General features: G+C 66.1%; 21 protein-coding genes. 13 read left to right on the top strand and 8 right to left on the bottom strand.

Annotation, left to right across the window (positions count from 1 at the left end; translation table 11 throughout):
* The first annotated feature begins 26 nt into the window (after positions 1-26).
* The 3 genes from H5407_RS13990 to H5407_RS13980 are packed head-to-tail and all read left to right on the top strand — an operon-like array spanning position 27 to position 1,993.
* On the top strand, positions 27-860 hold the full coding sequence (locus tag H5407_RS13990) for a thymidylate synthase (RefSeq protein ID WP_183105071.1): 834 nt from the start codon (positions 27-29) through the stop codon (positions 858-860).
* A 17-nt stretch (positions 861-877) separates the two neighbouring features.
* The gene (locus H5407_RS13985; protein WP_183105070.1) at positions 878-1,384 is read left to right on the top strand and encodes a dihydrofolate reductase; all 507 of its coding nucleotides are present in this window, start codon (positions 878-880) and stop codon (positions 1,382-1,384) included.
* Positions 1,385-1,414: 30 nt separating this feature from the next.
* Positions 1,415-1,993 carry a DUF4337 domain-containing protein gene (locus H5407_RS13980; RefSeq protein WP_183105069.1) on the top strand — a complete coding sequence of 193 codons (579 nt, stop codon included), beginning with the start codon at positions 1,415-1,417 and terminating at the stop codon, positions 1,991-1,993.
* A 74-nt stretch (positions 1,994-2,067) separates the two neighbouring features.
* On the opposite strand, the gene H5407_RS24670 is transcribed toward H5407_RS13980, so the two are convergent.
* Complete coding sequence (locus H5407_RS24670) at positions 2,068-3,756, bottom strand: methyl-accepting chemotaxis protein (RefSeq protein ID WP_183105068.1); 1,689 nt, start codon at positions 3,754-3,756, stop codon at positions 2,068-2,070.
* 347 nt (positions 3,757-4,103) lie between these two features.
* Between H5407_RS24670 and xth the strand changes: the two genes are divergently transcribed.
* Together xth and H5407_RS13965 are read left to right on the top strand one after the other, a co-directional pair.
* Entirely contained in the window at positions 4,104-4,868 is a 765-nt protein-coding gene (gene xth / locus H5407_RS13970) for an exodeoxyribonuclease III (RefSeq protein ID WP_183105067.1), read from the top strand.
* 63 nt (positions 4,869-4,931) lie between these two features.
* Positions 4,932-5,489, top strand: a complete 558-nt coding sequence (locus H5407_RS13965; RefSeq protein WP_183105066.1) for a PaaI family thioesterase — start codon at positions 4,932-4,934, stop codon at positions 5,487-5,489.
* A gap of 58 nt (positions 5,490-5,547) precedes the next feature.
* On the opposite strand, the gene eda is transcribed toward H5407_RS13965, so the two are convergent.
* Both eda and edd read right to left on the bottom strand, forming a co-directional pair.
* Positions 5,548-6,177, bottom strand: coding sequence for a bifunctional 4-hydroxy-2-oxoglutarate aldolase/2-dehydro-3-deoxy-phosphogluconate aldolase (gene eda / locus H5407_RS13960; RefSeq protein ID WP_183105065.1), 630 nt, complete (start codon positions 6,175-6,177; stop codon positions 5,548-5,550).
* Between the two features lie 40 nt (positions 6,178-6,217).
* The gene (gene edd / locus H5407_RS13955; RefSeq protein ID WP_183105064.1) at positions 6,218-8,032 is read right to left on the bottom strand and encodes a phosphogluconate dehydratase; all 1,815 of its coding nucleotides are present in this window, start codon (positions 8,030-8,032) and stop codon (positions 6,218-6,220) included.
* A 189-nt stretch (positions 8,033-8,221) separates the two neighbouring features.
* Here edd and H5407_RS13950 point away from each other — a divergent pair, with 189 nt between their 5' ends.
* On the top strand, positions 8,222-9,190 hold the full coding sequence (locus H5407_RS13950; protein WP_183105063.1) for a pirin family protein: 969 nt from the start codon (positions 8,222-8,224) through the stop codon (positions 9,188-9,190).
* A gap of 59 nt (positions 9,191-9,249) precedes the next feature.
* Here H5407_RS13950 and H5407_RS13945 read toward each other — a convergent pair whose 3' ends face one another.
* Positions 9,250-9,429 (bottom strand): hypothetical protein, encoded by a 180-nt coding sequence (locus H5407_RS13945; RefSeq protein WP_183105062.1) that lies wholly within the window; start codon positions 9,427-9,429, stop codon positions 9,250-9,252.
* A 738-nt stretch (positions 9,430-10,167) separates the two neighbouring features.
* A complete protein-coding gene (locus H5407_RS13940) occupies positions 10,168-10,878 on the bottom strand; it encodes an SOS response-associated peptidase (protein WP_183105061.1) in 711 nt (236 codons plus the stop codon).
* Positions 10,879-11,066: 188 nt separating this feature from the next.
* Here H5407_RS13940 and H5407_RS13935 point away from each other — a divergent pair, with 188 nt between their 5' ends.
* A complete protein-coding gene (locus tag H5407_RS13935) occupies positions 11,067-11,702 on the top strand; it encodes a hypothetical protein (protein ID WP_183105060.1) in 636 nt (211 codons plus the stop codon).
* Positions 11,703-11,837: 135 nt separating this feature from the next.
* Here the strand turns inward: H5407_RS13935 and H5407_RS13930 are convergent, their stop codons facing one another.
* A complete protein-coding gene (locus H5407_RS13930; protein ID WP_183105059.1) occupies positions 11,838-12,083 on the bottom strand; it encodes a hypothetical protein in 246 nt (81 codons plus the stop codon).
* Between the two features lie 1,134 nt (positions 12,084-13,217).
* Between H5407_RS13930 and H5407_RS13925 the strand changes: the two genes are divergently transcribed.
* The 4 genes from H5407_RS13925 (at position 13,218) to H5407_RS13910 (ending at position 16,353) form a co-directional block, all read left to right on the top strand.
* A complete protein-coding gene (locus H5407_RS13925; RefSeq protein WP_183105058.1) occupies positions 13,218-13,553 on the top strand; it encodes a hypothetical protein in 336 nt (111 codons plus the stop codon).
* 9 nt (positions 13,554-13,562) lie between these two features.
* On the top strand, positions 13,563-14,453 hold the full coding sequence (locus H5407_RS13920; protein WP_183105057.1) for an antA/AntB antirepressor family protein: 891 nt from the start codon (positions 13,563-13,565) through the stop codon (positions 14,451-14,453).
* Between the two features lie 426 nt (positions 14,454-14,879).
* A complete protein-coding gene (locus H5407_RS13915) occupies positions 14,880-15,302 on the top strand; it encodes a hypothetical protein (protein ID WP_183105056.1) in 423 nt (140 codons plus the stop codon).
* 127 nt (positions 15,303-15,429) lie between these two features.
* Positions 15,430-16,353: a hypothetical protein gene (locus H5407_RS13910; protein WP_183105055.1), complete on the top strand. Its 924-nt coding sequence runs from the start codon at positions 15,430-15,432 to the stop codon at positions 16,351-16,353.
* A gap of 229 nt (positions 16,354-16,582) precedes the next feature.
* Here H5407_RS13910 and H5407_RS13905 read toward each other — a convergent pair whose 3' ends face one another.
* Together H5407_RS13905 and H5407_RS13900 are read right to left on the bottom strand one after the other, a co-directional pair.
* Positions 16,583-17,386 (bottom strand): N-acetylmuramidase family protein, encoded by an 804-nt coding sequence (locus H5407_RS13905; protein ID WP_183105054.1) that lies wholly within the window; start codon positions 17,384-17,386, stop codon positions 16,583-16,585.
* Entirely contained in the window at positions 17,380-17,928 is a 549-nt protein-coding gene (locus H5407_RS13900) for an integrase arm-type DNA-binding domain-containing protein (RefSeq protein ID WP_183105053.1), read from the bottom strand. The genes H5407_RS13905 and H5407_RS13900 overlap by 7 nt, the downstream gene beginning before the upstream one ends.
* A 234-nt stretch (positions 17,929-18,162) precedes the next feature.
* On the opposite strand from H5407_RS13900, the gene mutS reads away from it, so the two are divergent.
* Together mutS and H5407_RS13890 are read left to right on the top strand one after the other, a co-directional pair.
* A complete protein-coding gene (gene mutS / locus H5407_RS13895; protein WP_183105052.1) occupies positions 18,163-20,724 on the top strand; it encodes a DNA mismatch repair protein MutS in 2,562 nt (853 codons plus the stop codon).
* 18 nt (positions 20,725-20,742) lie between these two features.
* Positions 20,743-21,606 (top strand): alpha/beta fold hydrolase, encoded by an 864-nt coding sequence (locus H5407_RS13890; RefSeq protein ID WP_183105051.1) that lies wholly within the window; start codon positions 20,743-20,745, stop codon positions 21,604-21,606.
* The last annotated feature ends 34 nt before the right edge of the window (positions 21,607-21,640 follow it).

Here is a 21,640-nt window from a genome sequence, read left to right as displayed (position 1 = left end):
GCCCAAACGCTGCCCGGACCCCTGCCGTGACCACCCGCCCCGTTCAAAGCCAATACGAAAACTTCATGCGCCTTGTCTTTGAACAGGGCGTGGCCAAGGGTGACCGCACGGGCACCGGCACGCGCTCGGTCTTCGGCCACCAGATGCGCTTTGACCTCAACGAGGGCTTCCCGCTGGTGACGACCAAGAAAGTGCACCTGAAGTCCATCATCCTGGAACTGCTGTGGTTCCTGCGCGGCGACTCCAACGTCAAGTGGCTGCAGGAGCGCGGCTGCACCATCTGGGACGAATGGGCCCGCGAGGACGGCGAGCTCGGCCCGGTCTATGGCGTTCAATGGCGCTCCTGGCCCACACCGGACGGCGGCCACATCGACCAGATCAGCGAGGTGCTGCAGCAACTGCGCAGCAATCCGGATTCGCGCCGGCTCATCGTCAGCGCCTGGAACGTGGCCGATCTCTCCAGGATGGCCCTGATGCCCTGCCACGCCTTCTTCCAGTTCTACGTGGCGCCCGCCACCGAGCCTGGCGGCCGTGGCAGGCTCTCCTGCCAGCTCTACCAGCGCAGCGCGGACATCTTCCTGGGCGTGCCCTTCAACATCGCCAGCTACGCCCTGCTCACCCACATGGTCGCGCAGCAGTGCGAGCTGGACGTCGGCGACTTCATCTGGACCGGCGGCGACTGCCACATCTACAGCAACCACTTCGAGCAGGTGAAAACCCAGCTCGAGCGTGAGCCCTTCCCCTACCCGACCCTGCACATCCGTCGCAAGCCCGACAGCCTCTTCGACTACCAGCTCGAGGATTTCGAGGTGCAGGACTACCAGCACCACGCCGCCATCAAGGCGCCTGTGGCGGTCTGAGTGTGGGGGCCACGCGCATGCAAGACCTGACCCTCATCGCTGGCCTGTGCCGGGACCGAGGCATCGGCCTGGGCAACGAGCTGCTGGTGCGTCTGCCCGAAGACATGGCCCACTTCAAGGCGCTGACCCTCGGCCACACGGTGCTGATGGGCCGCAAGACCTGGGATTCCATCCCCGCGAAATTTCGCCCGCTGCCGGGCCGTCGCAACCTGGTGCTGAGCCGCCAGTCGGGCTTGCAACTGCCCGGCGCCGAGGTCTTCCCCGACATCGCATCGGCCCTGGCCTGCTGCGCTCCCGACGAAGCGATCTTCGTGATGGGCGGCGCCGAGGTCTACGCCCTGGCACTGCCACTGGCAACCGCGCTGGAGCTGACGGAGTTCGATCTCCAGCGCCCGGCCGACGCCTTCTTTCCGGCCTGGGACGCCTCTCAATTCCGCTTGAGCCAGCGCGAGGAGCACCAGCATCGCGCCGGCGAGCCAGAAGGTTTTTCTTACAGCTTTGTGCGCTACGAGCGCGTAGGCTGAGCGGTTTTTCAATTTCGGGAGGAATGAACAATGTCCGGAGGCGGTTTTCACGTCCACGGTCCGCATGACCACGAGCTGGAACATGCGGCCCAGCACGAACCCAAGGGCATGGCCGGCCAGTTGGCCGTGATCACGGCCATCCTTGCCACGGTGGGCGCACTCTTCGCCTACATGGGCGGTGCCACGCAGGCCAACGCAGGCCTCTACAAGAACGACGCTGCCATCAAGAAGACGGAAGCGGCGAACAGGTGGGCCTACTTCCAGTCCAAGAGCAGCAAGCAGAACCTGGCCGAGATCGCCATGGACCTCGCACCCAGCGAGGAGCAGAAGGCCAAGTACAAGGCCAAGATCGAGCGCTACGAGACCGAGAAGAACGAGATCAAAAAAGAAGCCGAGGCCCTGGAGAAGGAGTCCGCCGACTTCGACCACCAGAGCGAGCAGCAGCTGCACCAGCACCATCGCTGGGCGCAGGCCACCACGGCCCTGCAGGTCTCCATCGCCCTGGCCGCCATCGCCCTGCTGACCCGCCGCCGCTGGATGGAAGGTGCCACGCTGGCCGTGGGCGGCGTGGGCATCCTGATCGGGATTGCGGCCTGGCTGCACTATTGATGCATGCAGGGCACGGGCCGCGGAAAGCGAGCCCGTGAGCGATCCCGTGCCCGACTCGCGCTGCCGCGGCCACCTCAGGCCGCCGGCTCCAGCCTGAAGGCACGCACAGCCTCGATCAGCGCCTGCGCCTGCTGGCTCAGGCTTTCCGCCGCTGCGGCGCTTTCCTCGACCAGAGCGGCGTTCTGCTGCGTGACGTGGTCCAGGTGACCCACGGCGCTGCTGATCTGCTGGATGCCCGTGGTTTGCTCGCTGTTCGCTGCGCTGATCTCGCTGATCAGGTCCGTCACGCGGCGCACCTGGCTGACGATGTCGGCCATGGTGCTGCCCGCCTCGTTCACCAGTTGGCTGCCGGTCTCGACCTTGCCCACGCTGTCGTGGATCAGGCCCTTGATCTCCCGCGCGGCTTCGGCACTGCGCCCGGCCAGGCTGCGCACCTCGCTGGCCACCACGGCGAAGCCGCGGCCTTGCTCGCCCGCGCGGGCCGCCTCCACAGCGGCGTTGAGGGCCAGGATGTTGGTCTGGAACGCGATGCCGTCAATGACGCCGATGATGTCGACGATCTTGCGCGAGGCGCCGTTGATCTCTTCCATGGTCGAGACCACGCGGCTGACCACCTCGCCACCTCGCTCGGCGACCGCGCTGGCCGACCCGGCGAGCTGCGTGGCCTGGCGGGCGGTGTCGGCGTTGCTGCGCACGGTCTCGGAAAGCGTCTCCATCGAGGCCGCCGTCTGCTGCAGATTGCTGGACTGCTGCTCGGTGCGATGAGACAGATCGGCATTGCCCGTCGCGATCTGGGCGGAACCGGTGACGATGCTGTCGCTGCTGGCGCGCACCGCGCCGACCACGTCACGCAGGGCACGCTGCATGCGGGCGACCGCCGCAAGCAGGCTGTGTGATGAGACGCCCTGGAGATCGACGGGGCTGCTGAGGTCCCCGGAGGCCACCCGTTCCACGATGCCCCGCACCTGGGCCGGCTCGGCCCCCAGCTGGGCAAGAATGGCCCGGTAGCCCCAACCCAGCAGCGCCGCAACCGACAGCACCAGCAGCACCGCCAGCACCAGCGAGGCATTGGCCCAGGTGCTGCGCTGCTCGCTGGCCTGGGCCACGGCCAGGGCCGTGCGCTGGTCCAGCAGCTGCAGGAACTCGTCCACAGGCCGCATGATCTTGGCCTTGAAGCGGTGGTAGTCCAGGTCATGCATCATGGCCCGGGCGCGCTCCAGGTCCGGAGCGCCCTGGCGCGTGAATCCGCCCTTGCCGTCCTCGTGGAGGCCCTTGACAAGATTCATGGCGATGGTCTCGGTCCGCACCAGCTCATTGGAGTTCTGCTGCGCTTCGCGGAGCTTGGCGAACTCGGCCTCGGTGAAGCCGGCCTTTTTCATCAGCTCCTGCAAGGGAACGGCGGGGCCGCTGCCCTTGGCCGGCACTTCATCGGCGGCCCGGAAGTCCCAGTAGATGCCCTGGTAGCTCGATGGCCTGGCCGCTTTCCCGTTGCGCACATCCAGCACCTCGAAGTACTGCTTCTCCCATTTGGGGTCGGCGCTGATCACGTAGGTCCGCGCGAGGCGGGTGAGGTCGTCCGAGCTCTGCCGCAGCTCGTCGGCCAGGAGATAGGAGTCGTAGCGCGCCTGGGTGGCTCGCTCCACGCTCTCGGCCGCGCGGCGCATGGCCAGCGTCGAGCACAGGAGCAGTACCGAGATGCCGAACACCGCGGCAAACAAGGTGCCGAAGATGCCACGAACCGAACTTACCTTGGCTTGTTGCATTGATTTCTCCATGGGATGGGTCGAGCAGACGCTGCCATCGCCGCCCGGGTTGCCAGGCAGGAAAGCGCCGCCACGACGGCGGGCACCAGGCTCACCGCGCGGAGGAAGAGTTGGAAGTCGAGGCCGGCCGACTAGGGCCCGCTGCTACTGCATTGCATGATTCGCTCCCTATTTGCGGGCCAGCCTTTTGGCTTGTTATCCCGCCGATTGCAGCCATCGGTGCGCGCCCTGCGGCCCTGTGGGCGCGGCGCTGTCCACCGTGGTGCAACCATACGCAGCGCAAACCGGCAACGCAATCTCAGTTCTGGCTGACAATGCCCACTCCCCCCGTCTTTTGTCCCGTACTCATGAAATTTGCCACGTGGAACGTCAACTCCCTGGCCGTGCGCCTGCCCCAGCTGCTGGACTGGCTCGCGGCAAATCCGGTCGATGCCCTGGTGCTGCAAGAGACCAAGCTCACGGATGACAAGTTCCCCACGCTGGAGATCGGCGCCGCGGGCTACCAGGTGCAATGGTTCGGGCAGAAGACCTACAACGGCGTGGCCCTGTTGAGCCGCACACCGGCCCTGGACATCGTCAAGAACATCCCCGACCTGGGCGACGAGCAGGCGCGGGTGATCGCGGGCACCGTGGATGGCGTCCGCGTGATCGGTGCCTACTTCCCCAATGGCCAGGCCCCGGACAGCGAGAAGTTCGCCTACAAGATGGGTTGGCTGGAGGCCCTGCGCGAGTGGGTGCGTGGCGAGCTGAAGGCGCACGAACGCCTGGTACTGATGGGCGACTTCAACATCGCCCCCGAGGACCGCGACGTCTACGACCCCGTGGCTTGGGCAGGCCAGATCCATTGCACGCCGCAGGAGCGTGCGCACTTCCAGGACTTGCTGGGCCTGGGCCTGGTGGACGCCTTCCGGCTCTTCGAGCAGCCCCCCAAGAGCTGGAGCTGGTGGGACTACCGCAATCTGGCCTTCCGCAAGAACCAGGGCCTGCGCATCGACCACATTCTGGTCAGCGAAGCGCTGCGGCCGCGCGTCACGGCCTGCGAGATCGACAAGCAGCCGCGCCGCAATGAACGGCCCAGCGACCACGCACCCGTCGTCGTGACGCTGCAGTGAGCCTGCGCCGAGCCATTCCCCGCCGTCTCAGCCGCCCAGCCGCGGCCCCTCTGGAGTAGCCTCATGAGTCGTTCCGACAATGCCACGCACGTCGATACCCTGCTGCAACGCTGGCGCGATGAAGAAGCCCGGGTCCGCCAGCACATGCAGCCCGAGCCCGGGCTCGCGCGGCTGGACCAGTTGGCCGGCCTGGACGGTCTGGCTCAGATGCAGGCCATGCTCGACGGCGAACTGCCGCCTCCCCCCATCGCGCTGACGCTGGACTTCCTGCTGATTGAAGTGGCCAAGGGCAAGGCCGTGTTCCAGGGCAAGCCGCAGTTCCGCCACTACAACCCCCTGGGCACGGTGCACGGCGGCTGGTTTGCCACTCTGCTGGACTCGGCCCTGGGCTGCGCGGTGCATACCACGCTGGAACCCGGCAGCGGTTACACGACGCTGGAGTTCAAGGTCAACCTTGTTCGCGCCCTGACAGACAAGGTCCCGCTGGTCCGCGCCATTGGCGAGGTCACGCACCGCGGCCGGCAAGTCGCCACCTCAGAGGCCCGACTGGTGGGACACGACGGCAAGCTCTACGCGCATGCCAGCACCACCTGCCTGATCTTCGATCAGCTGCAAGGTTGAAGCTTGAGATCCCTTGCCGCTCCAGCCTGCCGCGCACCGCAGCAGCTGCAGTGGATTCTCAGGCTCGCAAGGCGTGCGTGGCCCGCGCCAGTTGGGTGATGCGAGCCCAGTCGCCGGCATCCATGGCGTCCTGCGGCGTCAGCCATGAACCGCCACAGACCTTCACATTGGGCAGGGACAGGAACTGCGGCGCCGACTCCTGCGTGATCCCGCCCGTGGGGCAGAAGGCGATGTCCGGGAATGGGCCGGCCAGGGCCTTGAGCAGGTTGACGCCGCCCACGGCCACCGCCGGGAAGAGCTTCAGGAAGGTGTAGCCGGCCGAATTGGCCTGCATGACCTCGCTGGCGGTGGAGACGCCCGGCAGAAGGGCCAGGTCTTGCCCCTGGGCTGCCACGGCAATCTCGGTACTGAAACCGGGGCTGACACCGAAGCGGCAGCCGGCGTTCTTGGCGGCGGCCACGTCCGCCGCAGTGCGCAGCGTGCCAGCGCCCACGATGGCTTCGGGCACGGCCCGAGCCATGGCCTCCATGGCCTGAAGGGCCACCGGCGTACGCAGCGTCACCTCCAGCACCCGCACACCACCGGCCACCAGGGCCTCGGCCAGGGGCACGGCGTGCTCCAGCTTCTGGATCACGATGACGGGAATCACGGGGCCGTGACTGGCCAGGCTCAGGGTCTGATTGCTCATGCGGGTTCCTCTGCTTTGTTCCACTGCCGTGTGCCGGGCCTCAAAGCCAGGTGACGGCGCCTTCCTCGGCGCTACGGACGTTGCGGCGGAAGCCGCCGAAGAGATTGCGGCCCAGGCCGGTGGCGTTGTCCGCCGCCTGCGCCGGGTCGATAGCGGTCAGTTCGCGCGCAGACCACTCCTCGGTCGGCACCAGGGCCAGCAACTCGCCGCTCTGCGCGTCAAGGCGAACCACATCTCCATCGCGCAGGCGGGCCAGCGGACCGCCGGCCAGGGCCTCTGGGCTCACGTGGATGGCAGCAGGCACCTTGCCCGAGGCGCCGCTCATGCGGCCGTCCGTCACCAGGGCCACCTTGAAGCCCTTGCCCTGGAGCACGGCCAGGGGCGGCGTGAGCTTGTGCAGCTCGGGCATACCGTTGGCGTGTGGGCCCTGGAAGCGAACGACCACGACCACGTCGCGGTCCAGTTCACCGGCCTTGAAGGCCGCCTGCATGGATTCCTGGTCAGCGAAGATGCGGCAGGGAGCCTCGATCACATGGCGGTCCTCGGGCACGGCGGAGACCTTGATCACGGCGCGCCCCAGATTGCCATCCAGCAGCTTCAGGCCGCCGGTCGGACTGAAGGGCGAGGCTGCGGTGCGCACCACGCTCTCATCGCCCGACCCGGCGAGCAGGTCCGCCCACCCGATGCCGCCCGCGGCGGCATGCGGCACGCGGCCATACGCTTCGAGACCGGGCCCCTGAATGGTCAGCACGTCGCCGTGCATCAGCCCGGCGCCCAGCAACTCGCGGATCACGAAGCCCGGGCCGCCGGCCGCCTGGAACTGGTTCACATCAGCACTGCCGTTGGGGTAGACGCGGGCCAGCAGCGGCACCACGGCGGACAGCTCGGAGAAGTCCGTCCAGTCGATGCTGATGCCCGCCGCGCGGGCCACGGCGACCCAGTGGATCAGGTGGTTGGTGGAACCGCCCGTCGCCAGCAGGGCCACCATGGCGTTGACGATGCAGCGCTCGTCCACCAGGCGGCCGATCGGCGTGAAGTTCGCACCCGGGGCGATGCGCAGGGCCTGGCGCACGGCCTCGCGGCTCAGTTGCTCGCGCAGCTCGTCATGGGGGTGCACGAAGGCCGCGCCGGGCACATGCAGTCCCATGGCCTCCAGCAGCATCTGGTTGCTGTTGGCCGTGCCATAGAAGGTGCAGGTACCGGCGCCGTGGTAGGCGGCGGACTCGGCCTTGAGCAGCTCCTCGCGGCCGACTTTGCCTTGGGCGAAGAGCTCGCGGACCTTGGCCTTGTCGCTGTTGGACAGGCCGCTGCTCATGGGCCCAGCGGGCACGAAGACGCAGGGCAGATGGCCGAAGCTCAGCGCGCCGATCAACAGGCCCGGCACGATCTTGTCGCAGATGCCCAGCAGCAGGGCCGCATCGAAGACATCATGGCTCAGGGCCACGGCAGTACCCATGGCGATGGCATCCCGGGAGAAGAGGCTCATCTCCATGCCCGGCATGCCCTGCGTGACGCCGTCGCACATCGCCGGCACGCCGCCGGCTACCTGCACGGTGGCGCCATGGCGGCGGGCCTCGTCGCGGATCAGCTCGGGGTAGTGCTCGTAGGGCTGATGGGCCGAGAGCATGTCGTTGTAGGCCGTCACCACCGCCAGGTGGGTGGGGCGCTCGGCCACGATGCGCAGCTTGTCATTCGCCGGCATGGCAGCAAAGGCATGAGCCACATTGGCACAGCCCATGCGCTCGGGCCCCTTCTTGCGTTGGGCGAGCCGGTCGAGCTCGGCCAGGTAGCGTTCACGGGCCGGTGCACTGCGCTCGCGAATGCGGGCCGTCACCGTTTGCAGCGTCTTGTTCATGCGTTTGTGCCTCGGGTCTATGTAACTCAACCCTTATTGAATTGGTAACCATATTACAAGAAGAGCGCCTGCTGCGGGTTACAAGGCGAGTACAACTGCAAGATTGGCACCCGCCGGATAAAGGCGATGCGCCGAAACCGGCAAGACACAATCCTGCCAGGCCGCGCCTGGCCCATGAAAGAGAACGACATGCCTGCAGCACGCATCATCCAGGGCCATGAGAAAGACCTGGGCGGGGGATTCAAGGTGTCCCGCCTGTTGCCGGACGTGACCCAGCGCAGCGTGGGGCCCTTCATCTTCATGGACCATTTCGGCCCCGCCACCAGCCACGGCGATCCGGCGCATGATGTGCGACCGCACCCGCACATCGGTCTGAGCACGGTGAGCTACCTCTTCGAGGGCGCCCTGCTTCACCACGACAGCACAGGCGCGCAGCAGGAGATCCGCCCGGGCGACATCAACTGGATGACGGCCGGCAAGGGCGTCGTGCACAGCGAACGAGCGCCCGCACACCTGCGAGGCGCCAGCTACGCCATGCACGGCCTGCAACTGTGGTGCGCCCTGCCCCAGGAAGAGGAGGAATGTGAACCCGCCTTCCAGCATGTGGCCGCGGCCGACCTGCCGGTGCTGGAGCGGCCAGGGGCGCGCATCCGCGTTCTCGTGGGTCAGTTGGGTGGCCTGCGCTCACCTGTCCACGCCTCGGCCAGCACGCTGTATCTGCACCTGAGCCTGGCCCCCGGGGCCACCCTGGCCCTGAGTGACTGGGACCTCGAGCTGCCCGAAGAATGGGCGATCTACGCGCCCAGCCAGGACCTGCTGCTGGGCGGCGAACCGCTGCCCGCCCGCCAACTGGTGGTGCTTCGTTCCGCAGCTGGCTCGTCGCCAGCCGACGCCACGCCGGCAGAGGCCGCCAACCAAGCCTCCGCCCCGCAGCCCCCGTCTGCATTCGAACTCAGCGCCCCCCCTTGGGCGCCAGAGCCCACGGAGTTGGTGCTCCTGGGAGGCAAGCGCCTGGACGGCCATCGGCACCTCTGGTGGAACTTCGTCTCCAGCCGCAAGGAGCGGATTGAACAGGCGGCCCGAGACTGGGCCGAGGGCCGCTTCCCGAAGGTCCCGGGAGAGGATGACTTCATTCCCCTGCCGCCCACCCGGCCCTGAGCGCAGGCCAGGGGCTTCCTGCCGCAATGCCACACGAGCCTGACGCGGTGCCCCAGCTCTCAGCCCAGCACCCCCAGCGCCAGCCCCAGCAGTGTGAGGCCGCCAATGCCCACGATCCAGGACTCCGGTTCCTGCATGTGGCCGCCCAGGATCTTGCGGACCGTCAGCCCCCTCGTCACGCCCACCGTCAGACCCACCGTCTGCCCCACTTTCACACCCATGCGCTTGACCGCTGCCATCTGCTGCTCCCGCTGTATTGCTTGACCAGGCGGCAGGAGGCGCCGGGTTGGCGCGCCTGCCTTGATTCGTGCTGGCGCAAGAATACTGTATGCAAATACAGTATTCAAGTGGTTTGTTGATCGGCTGATCGCCGCAACTGGGCAGGTCGTGGGACGCGACTGGCCTCTCGATCATGCAGGCCAGCCGCTACCGCTAAGATGCCAGCCCCGCGAGCCCGGATCGGCTCGCTTCCCATTTCCAGCATCCCGCACGCCGACATGGCCCAAGCACCCAGCGCCGCCCCTGCCAAGGCAGACCTCGCAGCCCAGGACTTCTCCGCGCACACCCCCATGATGCAGCGGCGTGTTCTCCCATGAAAATCTAAGAGATTTCCAGAAACCTACGCCAAAACCTACGCTACCGACAGCCCGCAAATACTGTATATTCATACAGCATGAAGGTGGCAGTATTGAGGCTCAGGAAAGATGGGATGAAGTTGGCGCTCGACCAGCTCGGCGAGCCCTCGGTTGGTTGGCTCACGATTGAGCGTTGGCGCCTGTCGAACCGATTTGAGGATCGATGGGTGAGGTCTGCCGTTCTGCGATGCGGCCAAAGCCGGGGCGCCTCGTACCTGATCCCGGCCATCCATGACTGCGAACTGACCGCGATGGAAGACCGCGGGTTCCTTCTGTCGGGCCGCGAGGACTCAGACCATCTGCAAGACCCAGGGCTGCGGCAGACGTGGTGGTGCCGCCCGGTCAGCGAGCCGTCAGAAGCTGGTCGGTTCGACGAGCGTCCGCCAGATCGAACATCTCCGCTGGCGCCGGTTTGATCATGGCCAGGGCCTGGTCGATCGAACCGTGCAGCCAGGTCTCCCACTGGCCCGGCTCCAGGTGCACCAATGAGCGCTTGTCTTGAGCGTCCGCCGCCAGGTCTGGATCTGGCTTGTGCAGGCGATTCAGCAGCGGGTGCTGATCGCAGTTTGTGGTGATCATGGTGAAGTTCGGCACCACCTCACCGGTGGCCGGATCGACCCACTCAGACCATAGGCCGGCCAAGGCCCAGGGTAGCCCGTTGGCACGCCGTAGCTGCCACCATATGTTCTTGCCGGTCTCCCAGTTCGGCTCCTGATACCAGGCCGCCGGGATGATGCAGCGCCGGCCCTCCGCCCACGCGGCGCGGAAGGTCACCTTCTTCTCGATGCCTTCGATTCGCGCATTGTTCGTTGACCTGGGGCGACCCTGCTTTCCCGGCACCTTTGACGGCAGCCGTTCGATCCGCTCCGGCTGCCCTGGCCTGATTAGGCCCCACTGGCCTAGGACGCAATCCAGGCCGCGGCCCCGGCTTCTAAGAAAGACCCCCTGTCCAAATGGACCGACGACCGGCGCGTCCAGCCAGGGGTCGGGCACGCTGGTCCTGAAGTACGTGAAAATGTCTCCCTTGGGACTTACGTGGTACAGGTTACACATGCGACGAATGTAGTCACAAATGGCTTGTATGCCCAAGAGTTGCTACAACCCCGACGAACCAGGAATGTGGTGCCCTCGCACGTGGCTGGCCGAGACTTGCGGGTGAGGGCCGATTAACGCCGAGCACCCAAATTGTTCGGCAAAAGATTTTCACCGTGCTGCACACGGCAAACTAGCAGGCAGAAACAATGGCACCCACATGGAACCCCGATATTCTGAATCGCTTCATTGCCCCGGGCATTGCACAATTTACTGAAGCCGAGATTCCAGAACCAGCTATAGCGGGCGTGCAGGCCGAGTACTGGATGGCAAACCACTTCCTCCATTCAGTGTTTCTTTCTCAATACGAGGGGAACCAGCGACAGCTTGCTTTCAATATCATCTACCGTGCTCAGGCCGCTATTGAGGACCACAAGCGTGCGCGGGAGTTAACCAGCACTTACCTGGAATCAAGCAAGCCCGAAAATCCATCCTCAAACAAGTATTACCGCGCACTTCGCGCCTGGGAGACATGCTTATTAAATCTTCAGGCTTTTACAGAGCTAGTCGTCACTCTTTCGAACACCAACATCTTCACGAAAGGTGACGACACTCCGCAAGAACATGCCTATGAAATAGCAAACACGATCAAGCATTGGGGCAAACGGGTGCGTGAAGGAAAGCACCACGATGACGACACCGTCCCCATGTGGTTGACTAACAGCGGGTTTTCCACCCGCAATCACGCTTTGACCTATGTCAACCTGGCTGACCTGCTTGCTGACTGCGCAGTGGTTGCCAACGACCTTTTCGACCCGGCAGCGAGGTGTGCCTCGAATACATAGTACCGGTTGGAACGGTGTATTCCATGCCCAGCGCCGGCTTGCGCGGCCCCGGCCTTGAGGGCAACCCACGTCGAAGGTCTTGACGGTGCAATGAAGAAAACGCCGGCATCCAGTGCCGGCGTCAAAGCCGCTCCGTCAGGGAGGAAATGAGGGAGGCTCGGCGGCAGCGGCGTTGGAGAGTTTACCGGATCCACGACGTGCGCCGGGCTGGCCGACGGCCGCCGTCAGGCGCCGCGCACGCAGCAGCTGGCCAGCAGCGTCGATAGCCAGCGCGAAGGCCGGGCGAAGGGCCCGCAGCGCGGCGAGCTGGGGGCCATGGCGGGCCGGGAAGACCTCGTACCAGGCGGCGATGCTTTCGGGGTCGCGCATGTTGATCTGCATGGCCAGGATTCTGGTCAGCCTGGCCAGCCGGCGGTAGCCCGGCGGCCATGTCCTCGCGCTGGCGACAACAAGGTGAAGATCGCGTGCGCCCGCCATGCGCGCGCGGCCCATTTCTCAGGTCCGAGGGGGTCGAAAAAAAGGTAATCTTTGACGCCGACCCCATCAAATCGCCGGGAACCCCGATGAACACTGGGCAAAGTCCGGCCCGGGTCGGAGTCACCTTTGGGTAACTTTAGAGTAACTAGATTACCTCTATAAAAGGTAACCTGAATATGCAGACAAAGCCTTGCAAATCAAGCACTTAGGAGCCGATTACTTTTCAGGTGCCTCCAGGTTGCCTTTCAAAGGTAACTGCCTAGATCGTTGATTCGTAAGGGCAAATTTCGCCGGCTTTGGGCCTGGTGACGGTGATTACCTTTTGTGGGGCCGAAACCCTGGACTTCGCATCGCCATGCATGCGCTTGGGTGCATGAATCCGCAACAGTCCTCGACGGCCGCTGGCCGGCATTCCCCACGGGGCAGCGGCCCTTCGGCAGGGCCTCATGCAGCTGCAGGAAACCAGGCACATGAAGCGGGCAGGCGTGGCGGGGTCACGCGCGCGCTCCGGAGCGCGGCCGAGGTCCGGCAGGGGTGCCTCCCGGCGGCGAGGCCCCGCCCAGGCCGCCCAGCGGCCCCAGGAGCCGCGATCGTCCGCGCGGCCAAGGGCCAGGGTCTGCCCGGGCCCGCGCGTCTCTGAGGGGCTCTGATCGCGTCGGCGGAATATTCCTCGAATCGGGGGAGAACTCACCGACCAACTTGATCCCCCCAATCCGGGGAATCAAGTGCCGGGCGCGCGTCCGCTCCTGTGTCGATTTTCGTCACAGTGACGAAAATTCCGCGCTAGACTTCTGGCAGCCCTGCACATCAGGGCCCGGGCTTGGCGGCCCGATGCAATCCGCGGCCCTGAAGCCGCATCGACTGAGCTGCGGCTTTTTTGCGCCCGTATTCCGTCCGTTCAATGGCGGCCCGGGTGGGGAGCCGCAAGGCTCGCCGGTTTCCGCTCCGCGGGTTGCCCGGTCCGCCAACCCACCTCGGGCTGCCGCCCTCTTGGCGGAGGGTGGCAGTCACTCGACGACTGCAACCTACGGAGGCCCCATGGGCGCAACTGACCAAGCCGTTACCCCTCACGCCCGGCGCGCCGCGCTGTGCGACACCCTCGATCAACTCGCCCGCCTGCAGGGCCTGAAGACCGACGTCCTGACCGCCGCCGGCTTCGATGAGCTGCTCGATCAAGCCCACAGCACGAACCAGATCCTGGACCAGGCGCATCGCCAGCAGTACGACCTGATCGAGGCCTTCGACATGCTGCTGACCATGCTCGACGCCGACCCCGAGAAGCCCCTGCGCGCCGCCGGCCTGATGTGCCTGCTGACGCCGCTGGTCGAGAAGCTGCGCAGCTCGGTCAGCACCATCAATGCCGCCCTCCACTGAGCCGTGGCCATGAACAACCTCATCCCTGTTTTCCCCCTGACCGAGCAGGAAGACACCCTGCTCTGCAATGCCCGCGACCTGCACAAAGCCCTGGGCGTCGGCCGCGTCTTCGCCGCCTGGATCAAGGGCCGGATCGATGACTACGGCTTCGAGCTGGGCTCCGACTACGTCACCATGGCGGCTCGCGATGCCAGACTTGATTTTCCCGATCCGGAAAATCAAGTTGCTCAGCATGGCGGTGACCGCCGATCCGTCGACTACCACCTGACCCTCGACATGGCCAAGGAGCTGGCCATGCTGGAGAACAACGACCTCGGCCGCCAGGTCCGGCGCTACTTCATCCAGCGCGAGAAGCAGGCCGTCGAGCTGCTGCGCCAGGCCGTGATCGAGGAGCGCGACCGCCCGCTACTGGGCGCCCGCACGCCGAAGATGCAGATCCGCGCCGGCGACCTGGTCAAGATCACCAACCTGGCCAGCGAGGCCGCCAGCAAGCTGGCGCGGGCCGCCACGGTGGGCGAGTACGAGCAGCAGCTGCAGGCGCTGACCTCCTACAACCGCGCCGTGGGCCTGCCGCTTCCGAAGGTCGAGCACTTCCCGCGCCCGGCCGAGGCGGCTGCGGTCTACCGCCGGCAATTCTGGGAGCTGGTCGAAGACCTGGGCCTGCAGCTGCTGGACCACAGCCCGGACGCCGGCGAGGTCGCCATCAGCCTGCCGACGCTGTACGCCGTGGCCAGCGATGAGGGCCTGCTGTGGCCCGGCCTTGAGAAGCCCGCGGTGCAGGAGGCCATCGAGGAAGCCATGCGAGCCGACCCGCGCTACATCCGCTTCGGCCGCGTGAAGAGCAAGCTGCGCGCCCCGCACTCGCCCCTGCTGCGCTGCCTGATCTTCCAGGCCGCCTGAGAAGGGTCACCCGCATGACAAAGGGGCGCTGCGGCGCCCCTTCCTGCTTCCAGGCATAGCAAATGCCAGAGCCATCAACCGCTACCGATCGGCTATGCCACCACGATGTCAAGCGAGCATAGAGATTTCCCTACTCCCACTTGACATATCGGCATTGACCGATCTGCTACAGTGTTCCACATTGCACCCCAAACCACCCTCTCCTACCACACTCTGGGAGTGCAGGCGGGAGACCGTAACCATGGGGGGAAACGACCATGAACCACCTACTCAACGTACTCGACGGATTCGCAAGCGTCCTGGGCTTCTGGGCCCCGCAGCAGCGGCTCTATAGGTCCGGCCGTGGTGGCTTCGAACGTGACCAAGCTGCCTTGCGTGGAGACGCGCGCAAAGTTGCAGCCACCCTGAAAAAGAAGACCAATAAGTATGGGAAAGTCGCTAAGAGCTCGAGCCACAGATAGCAATGGCGGCGAATTGACCGTCGACGCCCACGAAACAGACGCTCTTGCTCTCCCCGTTCCTCAACTGGAGCGGCTGCACACCTTTCGCCCAGATTTGGTCGACTTTGTAGTCGACGAAACGCGCAAAGAAGCTGCGCACCGACGAGCGCAGGACAACAGGATCAATACGTATGTCTTCGTCGAACGCATGTTCGGGCAGCTGGCTGCCCTGTTGGTCGCAGCAGGCGGGATCGGCGGCGGTGTCTACGCCGGGCTGAATGGGCAGGCTGTGCTTGGTGGCACGATCGCCACTATCACCATTGGCACGCTGGCCGTCGCATTTCTGCAGCGCGGAGGCGGCAAGCGCCCTCCCATGCCGCAACCGGCACCACAGCCGAAGAAGAACTAGAGCCGCCCTGCAGAAGGCTCCCAAAGCACCATAGCTTGCCTTCTGTCGAGCAAACGACCTGCGACCTGCTCATCTCAGCGGGTAGCCGCCAGGCGGCTCAATAGGAAGCTGAACTGCTGGCTGAGGCATGAACAACCTAGAGACGCTGCTTTTCAAACGGTTCGTTGGGCCGGCGCTGCTGCGCCCGTGCCCATTGAAAATTTCAAGGTCTGGCCCTGACGGTGAAGCCGTCAACTGCTTCGCCGTCGAGCTCCAGCTCGACCCGCCTCAATGGGTGAGCGCCATTGAGGACGACGGCATTCGCTGCCACCACTACGAGAATGGGTCGCAGATCGATACCACTTTGCGATTCTCGGCGGTGGAAGCCCGGCAGATCAGGATCGTGCACTACCGTGGTCTTTCCGAGGTTGAGTGCTTTGGTCTCTGGGACTTCGTGCGCAGCCGTACGACACGCTGGCCATACATGGCACTTTGGGCCGACCAGGTTGGGCAGTGGTTCTTCAACCGCAGATCCCTCGTCAGCGCACAGCAGACGATGGTCCTGCGAGCGCTTTATGACGATATGGAGTCCGGCTCGGGGTATCGGGGCACCACCTACTTCCAACTCTGTGAGAACCTCGCCACCAGGCGATACTGGAAGCATCCCGGCGGCGGTGCCTTTCGAAACAAGATACAGCTCTACCTTGATTCCTGCGTGGCCATGAAGTGGGCCATCAACGTTTCAGGAGACAGCCAGAGGTACCGCATTACTGGCCATGGCATGGCCGAGCTCGAGCGACGTGACGAAGAGGAGCGCAAGCACACAGCCAGTCAGCGCCTTCAATGGGCGCTCTGGTTTGTCGCGGTTGTAAGCGCACTCTCAGCTATCGTCCAAGCCAACATAGTGAGGGTTCCCACGATCCTCGACTTCAGCACCGATGTGAAGGCACCCCAAGCCTCATCGGAAGAACGAGGTCAAAGGGCGCCTCCGGGCGCATCGGTCGCGTCAGCTCCTGCATCTGCCCCCCCTTCCGCCCCGGCAACGGCATGGGCTGAAGGCCAGAAGCGCTGACGACTGGAGTCAGCCCAATTGGCAGCCCCTTCCTGAACCGGCACGCCGGGAGCATCAGCCGGGGCTTCCTACGTGGTCAGGCATCGCCGCCCCCTGCCTCCGAAACCACATAGGGCTCGAAGGCCACCACCTCCTCACCAAGCCATCATGTTCTGGAAGTCCGCGGTGGTGCCTGGCAGGCCGGCGAAGGCCAGGCCGGCGATGGTGAGGAGGAAGGGGGTCAGTTTGCTCATGCTTGGGTCTTGGTGTCGGAGGGGTCGGAGGCCTTGAAGCGCTCGAAGGCGCGAGCCAGCTTCAGGTCGTAGGCGTTGTCCCGGTAGGCGGGACCGTTGTAGATGCGGGCGAACTCAGCCCACTTGAGGGCCTTCAGCGCCTTGTGCAGCGCGCTGTCGGCCTTGATGAAGCGGACGAAGGCCTGCAGCTGCTCGCCCTCGCTTTGCACCATGGCGTCGGCGAAGGCCTGGGCGCTCGCGTAGCCGAGTGCCGATGCGTGGTAGCCCATGATCTGGAACAGGCCCCAGCTCGCGGAGCGCAGTGCGGCCTCGCGGTGGTACGAGACACTGGCCGCCAGCTCCATCCGGGTCCATTCGGCGGAGCCGCCCGAGTAGCCGCCGCGCTCGTGCGCGCACAGGGTCGGGTACTTGCTGGCGATGGCCTGGGCATCGACGCCGGCTTTCTCCAGCTCGCGAAAGAAGACATGGCGCTCGAAGAGGATGACCGGGCGGCCATCGGCGAGGTAGCCACTGCCGCGGCTCTCCACTTGGTTGACGGCGCGCACGGCGGCGATGGGCACGCCCAGCGCCTCGGCCGCGGCCTTCAGGTCTGCGTCCCCCAGCAGGCGGGCCGGCCGGCTGCCGCGCGTCAGCGCTTCCATCGTCTTGGGGCCGGCGATGCCGTCGACCACCAGGCCGAAGCGGCGCTGTGCGTCCGAGACGGCCAGCTGGGTCGCTTCGTCGAAGACGGCGGTCGCCGGCACGCCGAGCAGGCGCTGCAGCCCCGTGACGGCCTGGCCGATGTCGTGGAGCTTCAGCATTGGGAGCTACCTCCGCGGCGCAGGAAGTCGGCGACGCGGCCGTCGCCCGAGGTGGAGCGGAACAGCTCCATCAGGTTGCCGCGCACCGCGAACACGGCCAGGCACAGCACAGCGTCCAGCAGCACCCGGTGCCAGCCGGGGCAGGGCGCTGCGCCGAACAGCGTCAGCACGGGCACGGCGCCCGCGGCGACGATCACGAAGTAGGCGAGCAGGGACAGGAGTTGCTGCACCGTGAGGACTTCCGCAGCCTTTGCTGGGCCCACAGGCGCCGCACGCGCCGCGCGTCGCTCCGTGGCGGGGCAGCGGCCCGCATCCCGGACTGCCTTGGCATCGATCCAGGCGGCCACCGCTTGGGCCAACCCCATCTCCGGCCAGGCGCCGAGCTTCAGCTGCTTCATCAACCCGCTGATCGGGCTCTTGTAGCGGTATGCCCATGTCCTGGTGCTGCCCGTCGCCTCCAGGCGCAGGCCTGGGGCGTCATTCACCGTAAGATGCTGGCCGGCGAGCAGCTGCTTGGCCGCCCTGGCGTCGAACGTAGCCATGGTCCTCCCCTATTCGGCAAAACCTACGCCGAACTCAAACCGGGGCAAATGTTACGCCGAAAGCTACGCCCATAATCCAAGTGCAGGCGCTGTGCAAACACCATGTGGACGAGTAGCGGGAACAAAGCAGGCGGGCTCGAACCAGAAGAAATTCCAGAAAAATCAATGACCTACGAGAATTATTCCCAGTCAAATCAAGGCGTTACAGAGGTCGATGTTTCTGGACATACCCCTATGATGCAGCAGTACCTGCGCATCAAGGCCGAGTTCCCGGACACCCTGGTCTTCTATCGCATGGGCGACTTCTACGAGGTCTTCTATGACGATGCCCGCAAGGCCAATGCCCTGTTGGACATCACGCTGACCGTGCGCGGCCAGAGCGGCGGCGAGCCCGTGGTAATGGCTGGCGTGCCGGTTCATGCGCTGGAGTCCTACCTGTCCAAACTGATCAAGCTGGGGGAGGCGGTCGCCATTGCCGAGCAGGTCGGCGAGGTTGGTGCGACCAGGGGGCCGGTGGAGCGCAAGGTCGTGCGAGTGGTGACGCCGGGCACCGTCACCGACACCGAACTCCTGGCCGACAAGCAGGACAGCATTCTGCTCGCCGTGGCCAGCACCGGCGCTCGTGCCAAACCCACCCTGGGTCTGGCCTGGCTCTCGCTCACCCAGGGCCAGTTGGGCCTGGCAGAGTGCAGCGCCGAGGAACTGCCCTCCTGGCTGGCCCGCCTCTCGCCGGCTGAGGTGCTGGTGGACCGAGAGCGCCAGCCCGCCGGTGTGCTGGCTGCGCGCCTGCCCATCACCAACCGCCCCAGTTGGCAGTTCGACACCGCCCTGGGCTTGCGCAAGCTCTGCGAGCAGCTGGGCGTTGCCAGCCTGCAAGGTCTCAACGCGCAGGAGCTGACGGCCGCCCAGGCCGCCGCGGCAGCGCTGCTGAGCTATGCCGAGCACACGCAGGGCCGGGCCCTGGCTCACGTCAAGAGCCTGCAGGTGCAGCGCGCCTCCGAACTGCTGGATCTGCCCCCTGCCACGCAGCGCAACCTGGAGCTGACCCAGACCCTGCGCGGCGAGACGAGCCCTACCCTGCTCTCGCTGCTGGACAGCTGCCGTACGGGCATGGGCAGTCGAGCCCTGCGCCACTGGCTGCTGCATCCCAAGCGCGAGCGCGCCGAGGCGCTGGCGCGGCACGAGGCCATCGCCACCTTCCTCAGCCAGGGCTTCGAGGGCCTGCGCGAGGCGCTGCGCCAGGTGTCTGACGTGGAGCGCATCGCCGCCCGGGTGGCCCTGCGCCAGGTGCGCCCGCGCGAGCTGGCCGGCCTGCGCGCCACGCTGCTGAGCCTGCCGGGACTGCGGTCGCAGGTGCCTGCGGCCGGTAGTGCCCTGCTGCTGTCCCTGGGCGAAGGCCTGCTGGCTTCGCCCCATCTGGCGGAATTGCTGAGCCGCGCCATCGCCGACGAGCCGGCGGTACTGATCCGCGACGGTGGCGTCATCGCCCCGGGTTTTGATGAGGAGCTGGACGAACTGCGCGGCATCAGTCAGAACTGCGACGCCTACCTGCTGGACCTTGAAGCCCGCGAGCGCGCCCGCACCGGCATTGCCAATCTGCGGGTGCAGTACAACAAGGTGCACGGCTTCTACATCGAGGTCACCGCGGGCCAGTTGGACAAGGTCCCCATGGACTTCCAGCGCCGCCAGACCCTCAAGAACGCCGAGCGCTTCATCACGCCCGAGCTCAAGAGCTTCGAGGACAAGGCGCTGTCGGCGCAGGAGCGGGCATTGTCCCGCGAGAAGGCGCTGTACGAGCTGGTGATCGACGAGCTCACCAATGAGCTGCCCGCCCTCACCCGACTGGGCCGCGCCTTGGCCAGCCTTGACGCACTCGCCGCTCTGGCCGAACGCGCTGCCACGCTGGGCTGGGCCCGGCCTGACTTCGTGCCCCAGCCCTGCATCGACATTCAGGGCGGCCGCCATCCCGTCGTGGAGATGCGCCTGCGCGAGACCGGTGCCGGCGAGTTCATGGCCAATGACTGCCGCCTCGACGCCCGCACCCGCATGCAGGTCATCACGGGCCCGAACATGGGCGGCAAGAGCACCTTCATGCGGCAGGTGGCGCTCATCTGCCTGCTGGCAGCCATGGGCAGCTACGTGCCCGCCCGCAGCTGCCGATTGGGCCCCATGGACGCCATCCACACCCGCATCGGCGCGGCGGACGACCTGGCCAACGCCCAGTCCACCTTCATGTTGGAGATGACCGAGGCCGCGGCCATCCTGCACGGCGCCACGGACCAGTCCCTGGTGCTGATGGACGAGATCGGCCGCGGCACCTCCACCTTCGACGGCCTGGCCCTGGCCGGCGCGATCGCCAGCCACCTGCACGACAGGTGCCGGGCCTTCACGCTCTTTGCCACCCACTACTTCGAGCTGACCGAGTTCCCCGCCAAGCATGCGCAGGCGGTGAACATGCATGTCTCCGCAGCGGAGAGTGGCGAGGACATCGTCTTCCTCCACGAGATCCAGCCCGGCCCCGCCAGCCGCAGCTATGGCGTGCAGGTCGCCCGCCTGGCCGGCATGCCCGGCAGCCTGGTGCGGCAGGCGCGTGCGACGCTGGAGGCCCTGGAAGCCAAGGCGGGCGAGGCCGAATCGCAGATCGACCTGTTCGCTGCACCGCCCGAGCCGGCCCCCGCTGTCGCCGAGGCGACCCATCCCGCCGTGGACGCCCTGCATGATCTCGACCCCGATGCCCTGAGCCCGCGCGAGGCCCTGGAACAGCTGTACAAGCTCAAACAGTTGGTCCGCGCCTGACGCCCACCCCGGACCCCCATGCCCCTGCCACCGCCGGCCGAGCGCCACCTCGTCTTCTCCCATGCCAACGGCTTTCCCGCGGGCTGCTACCGCGTGCTTTTCGAAACCTGGGAGCGGGCCGGCTGGACGGTGCACGCCATCCCCCGGCTGGGCCATGACCCGCAGTACCCTGTCACCAGCAACTGGCCCCACCTGCGGGACCAGCTGATCCACTTCATCGAGCGCCAGGTGCGCCCCCGCATGAAGACGCCGGGCCCGGTGATGCTGGTCGGCCATTCCCTGGGTGGCGGCGTGAGCCTGCTGGCGGCCTGCAGGAGGCCGGACCTGGCGCGTGGCCTGCTGATGCTGGACTCGCCGGTGGTCTCGGGCTGGAAGGCGCACAGCATCCATGTGGCCAAGCTGACGGGATTGATCGAGCGAGTGTCGCCCGGCAAGATCTCCAGCCAGCGGCGCCACCGCTGGCCCTCGCGCGACGTGGTGTTCGGGCACTTCGCCAGCAAACACAAGTTCGCCCGTTGGGACGAGCGCGTGCTGCGGGACTACGTCGCCTGCGGCTTCGATGAGATCGGGGGCGAGGTCCACCTGGGCTTCCGCCGCGAGGTCGAGACCCGCATCTACAACACCCTGCCCCACACCTTCGACCGCATCATGCGCCGCCACCCGCCGCGTTGCCCGGTGGCCTTCGTGGCGGGCACGCAGTCCGAGGAGCTGCGCCAGGCTGGGGCCGAGGCCAGCAAACGCCTGGCCGGCCACAACTTCCACTGGATGGAAGGCGGGCACCTCTATCCCTTCGAGCGGCCCGACGACACGGCCGCTCTTGTGCTGCAATTGCTGGACAGGCTGGAAGCGGAGGCTGCGGCCCCCGGCGCGACCTCGCTATAATCGCGCTTTACCACCACAGCGTTCTTGCATCGGA

The sequence above is a fragment of the Mitsuaria sp. WAJ17 genome, from assembly GCF_014174515.1.
In the GTDB taxonomy this organism is placed as follows: domain Bacteria; phylum Pseudomonadota; class Gammaproteobacteria; order Burkholderiales; family Burkholderiaceae_C; genus Roseateles_B.
Note: the sequence above shows the minus strand (reverse complement) of the source record. Positions and strands in the feature narration are given on the sequence as shown.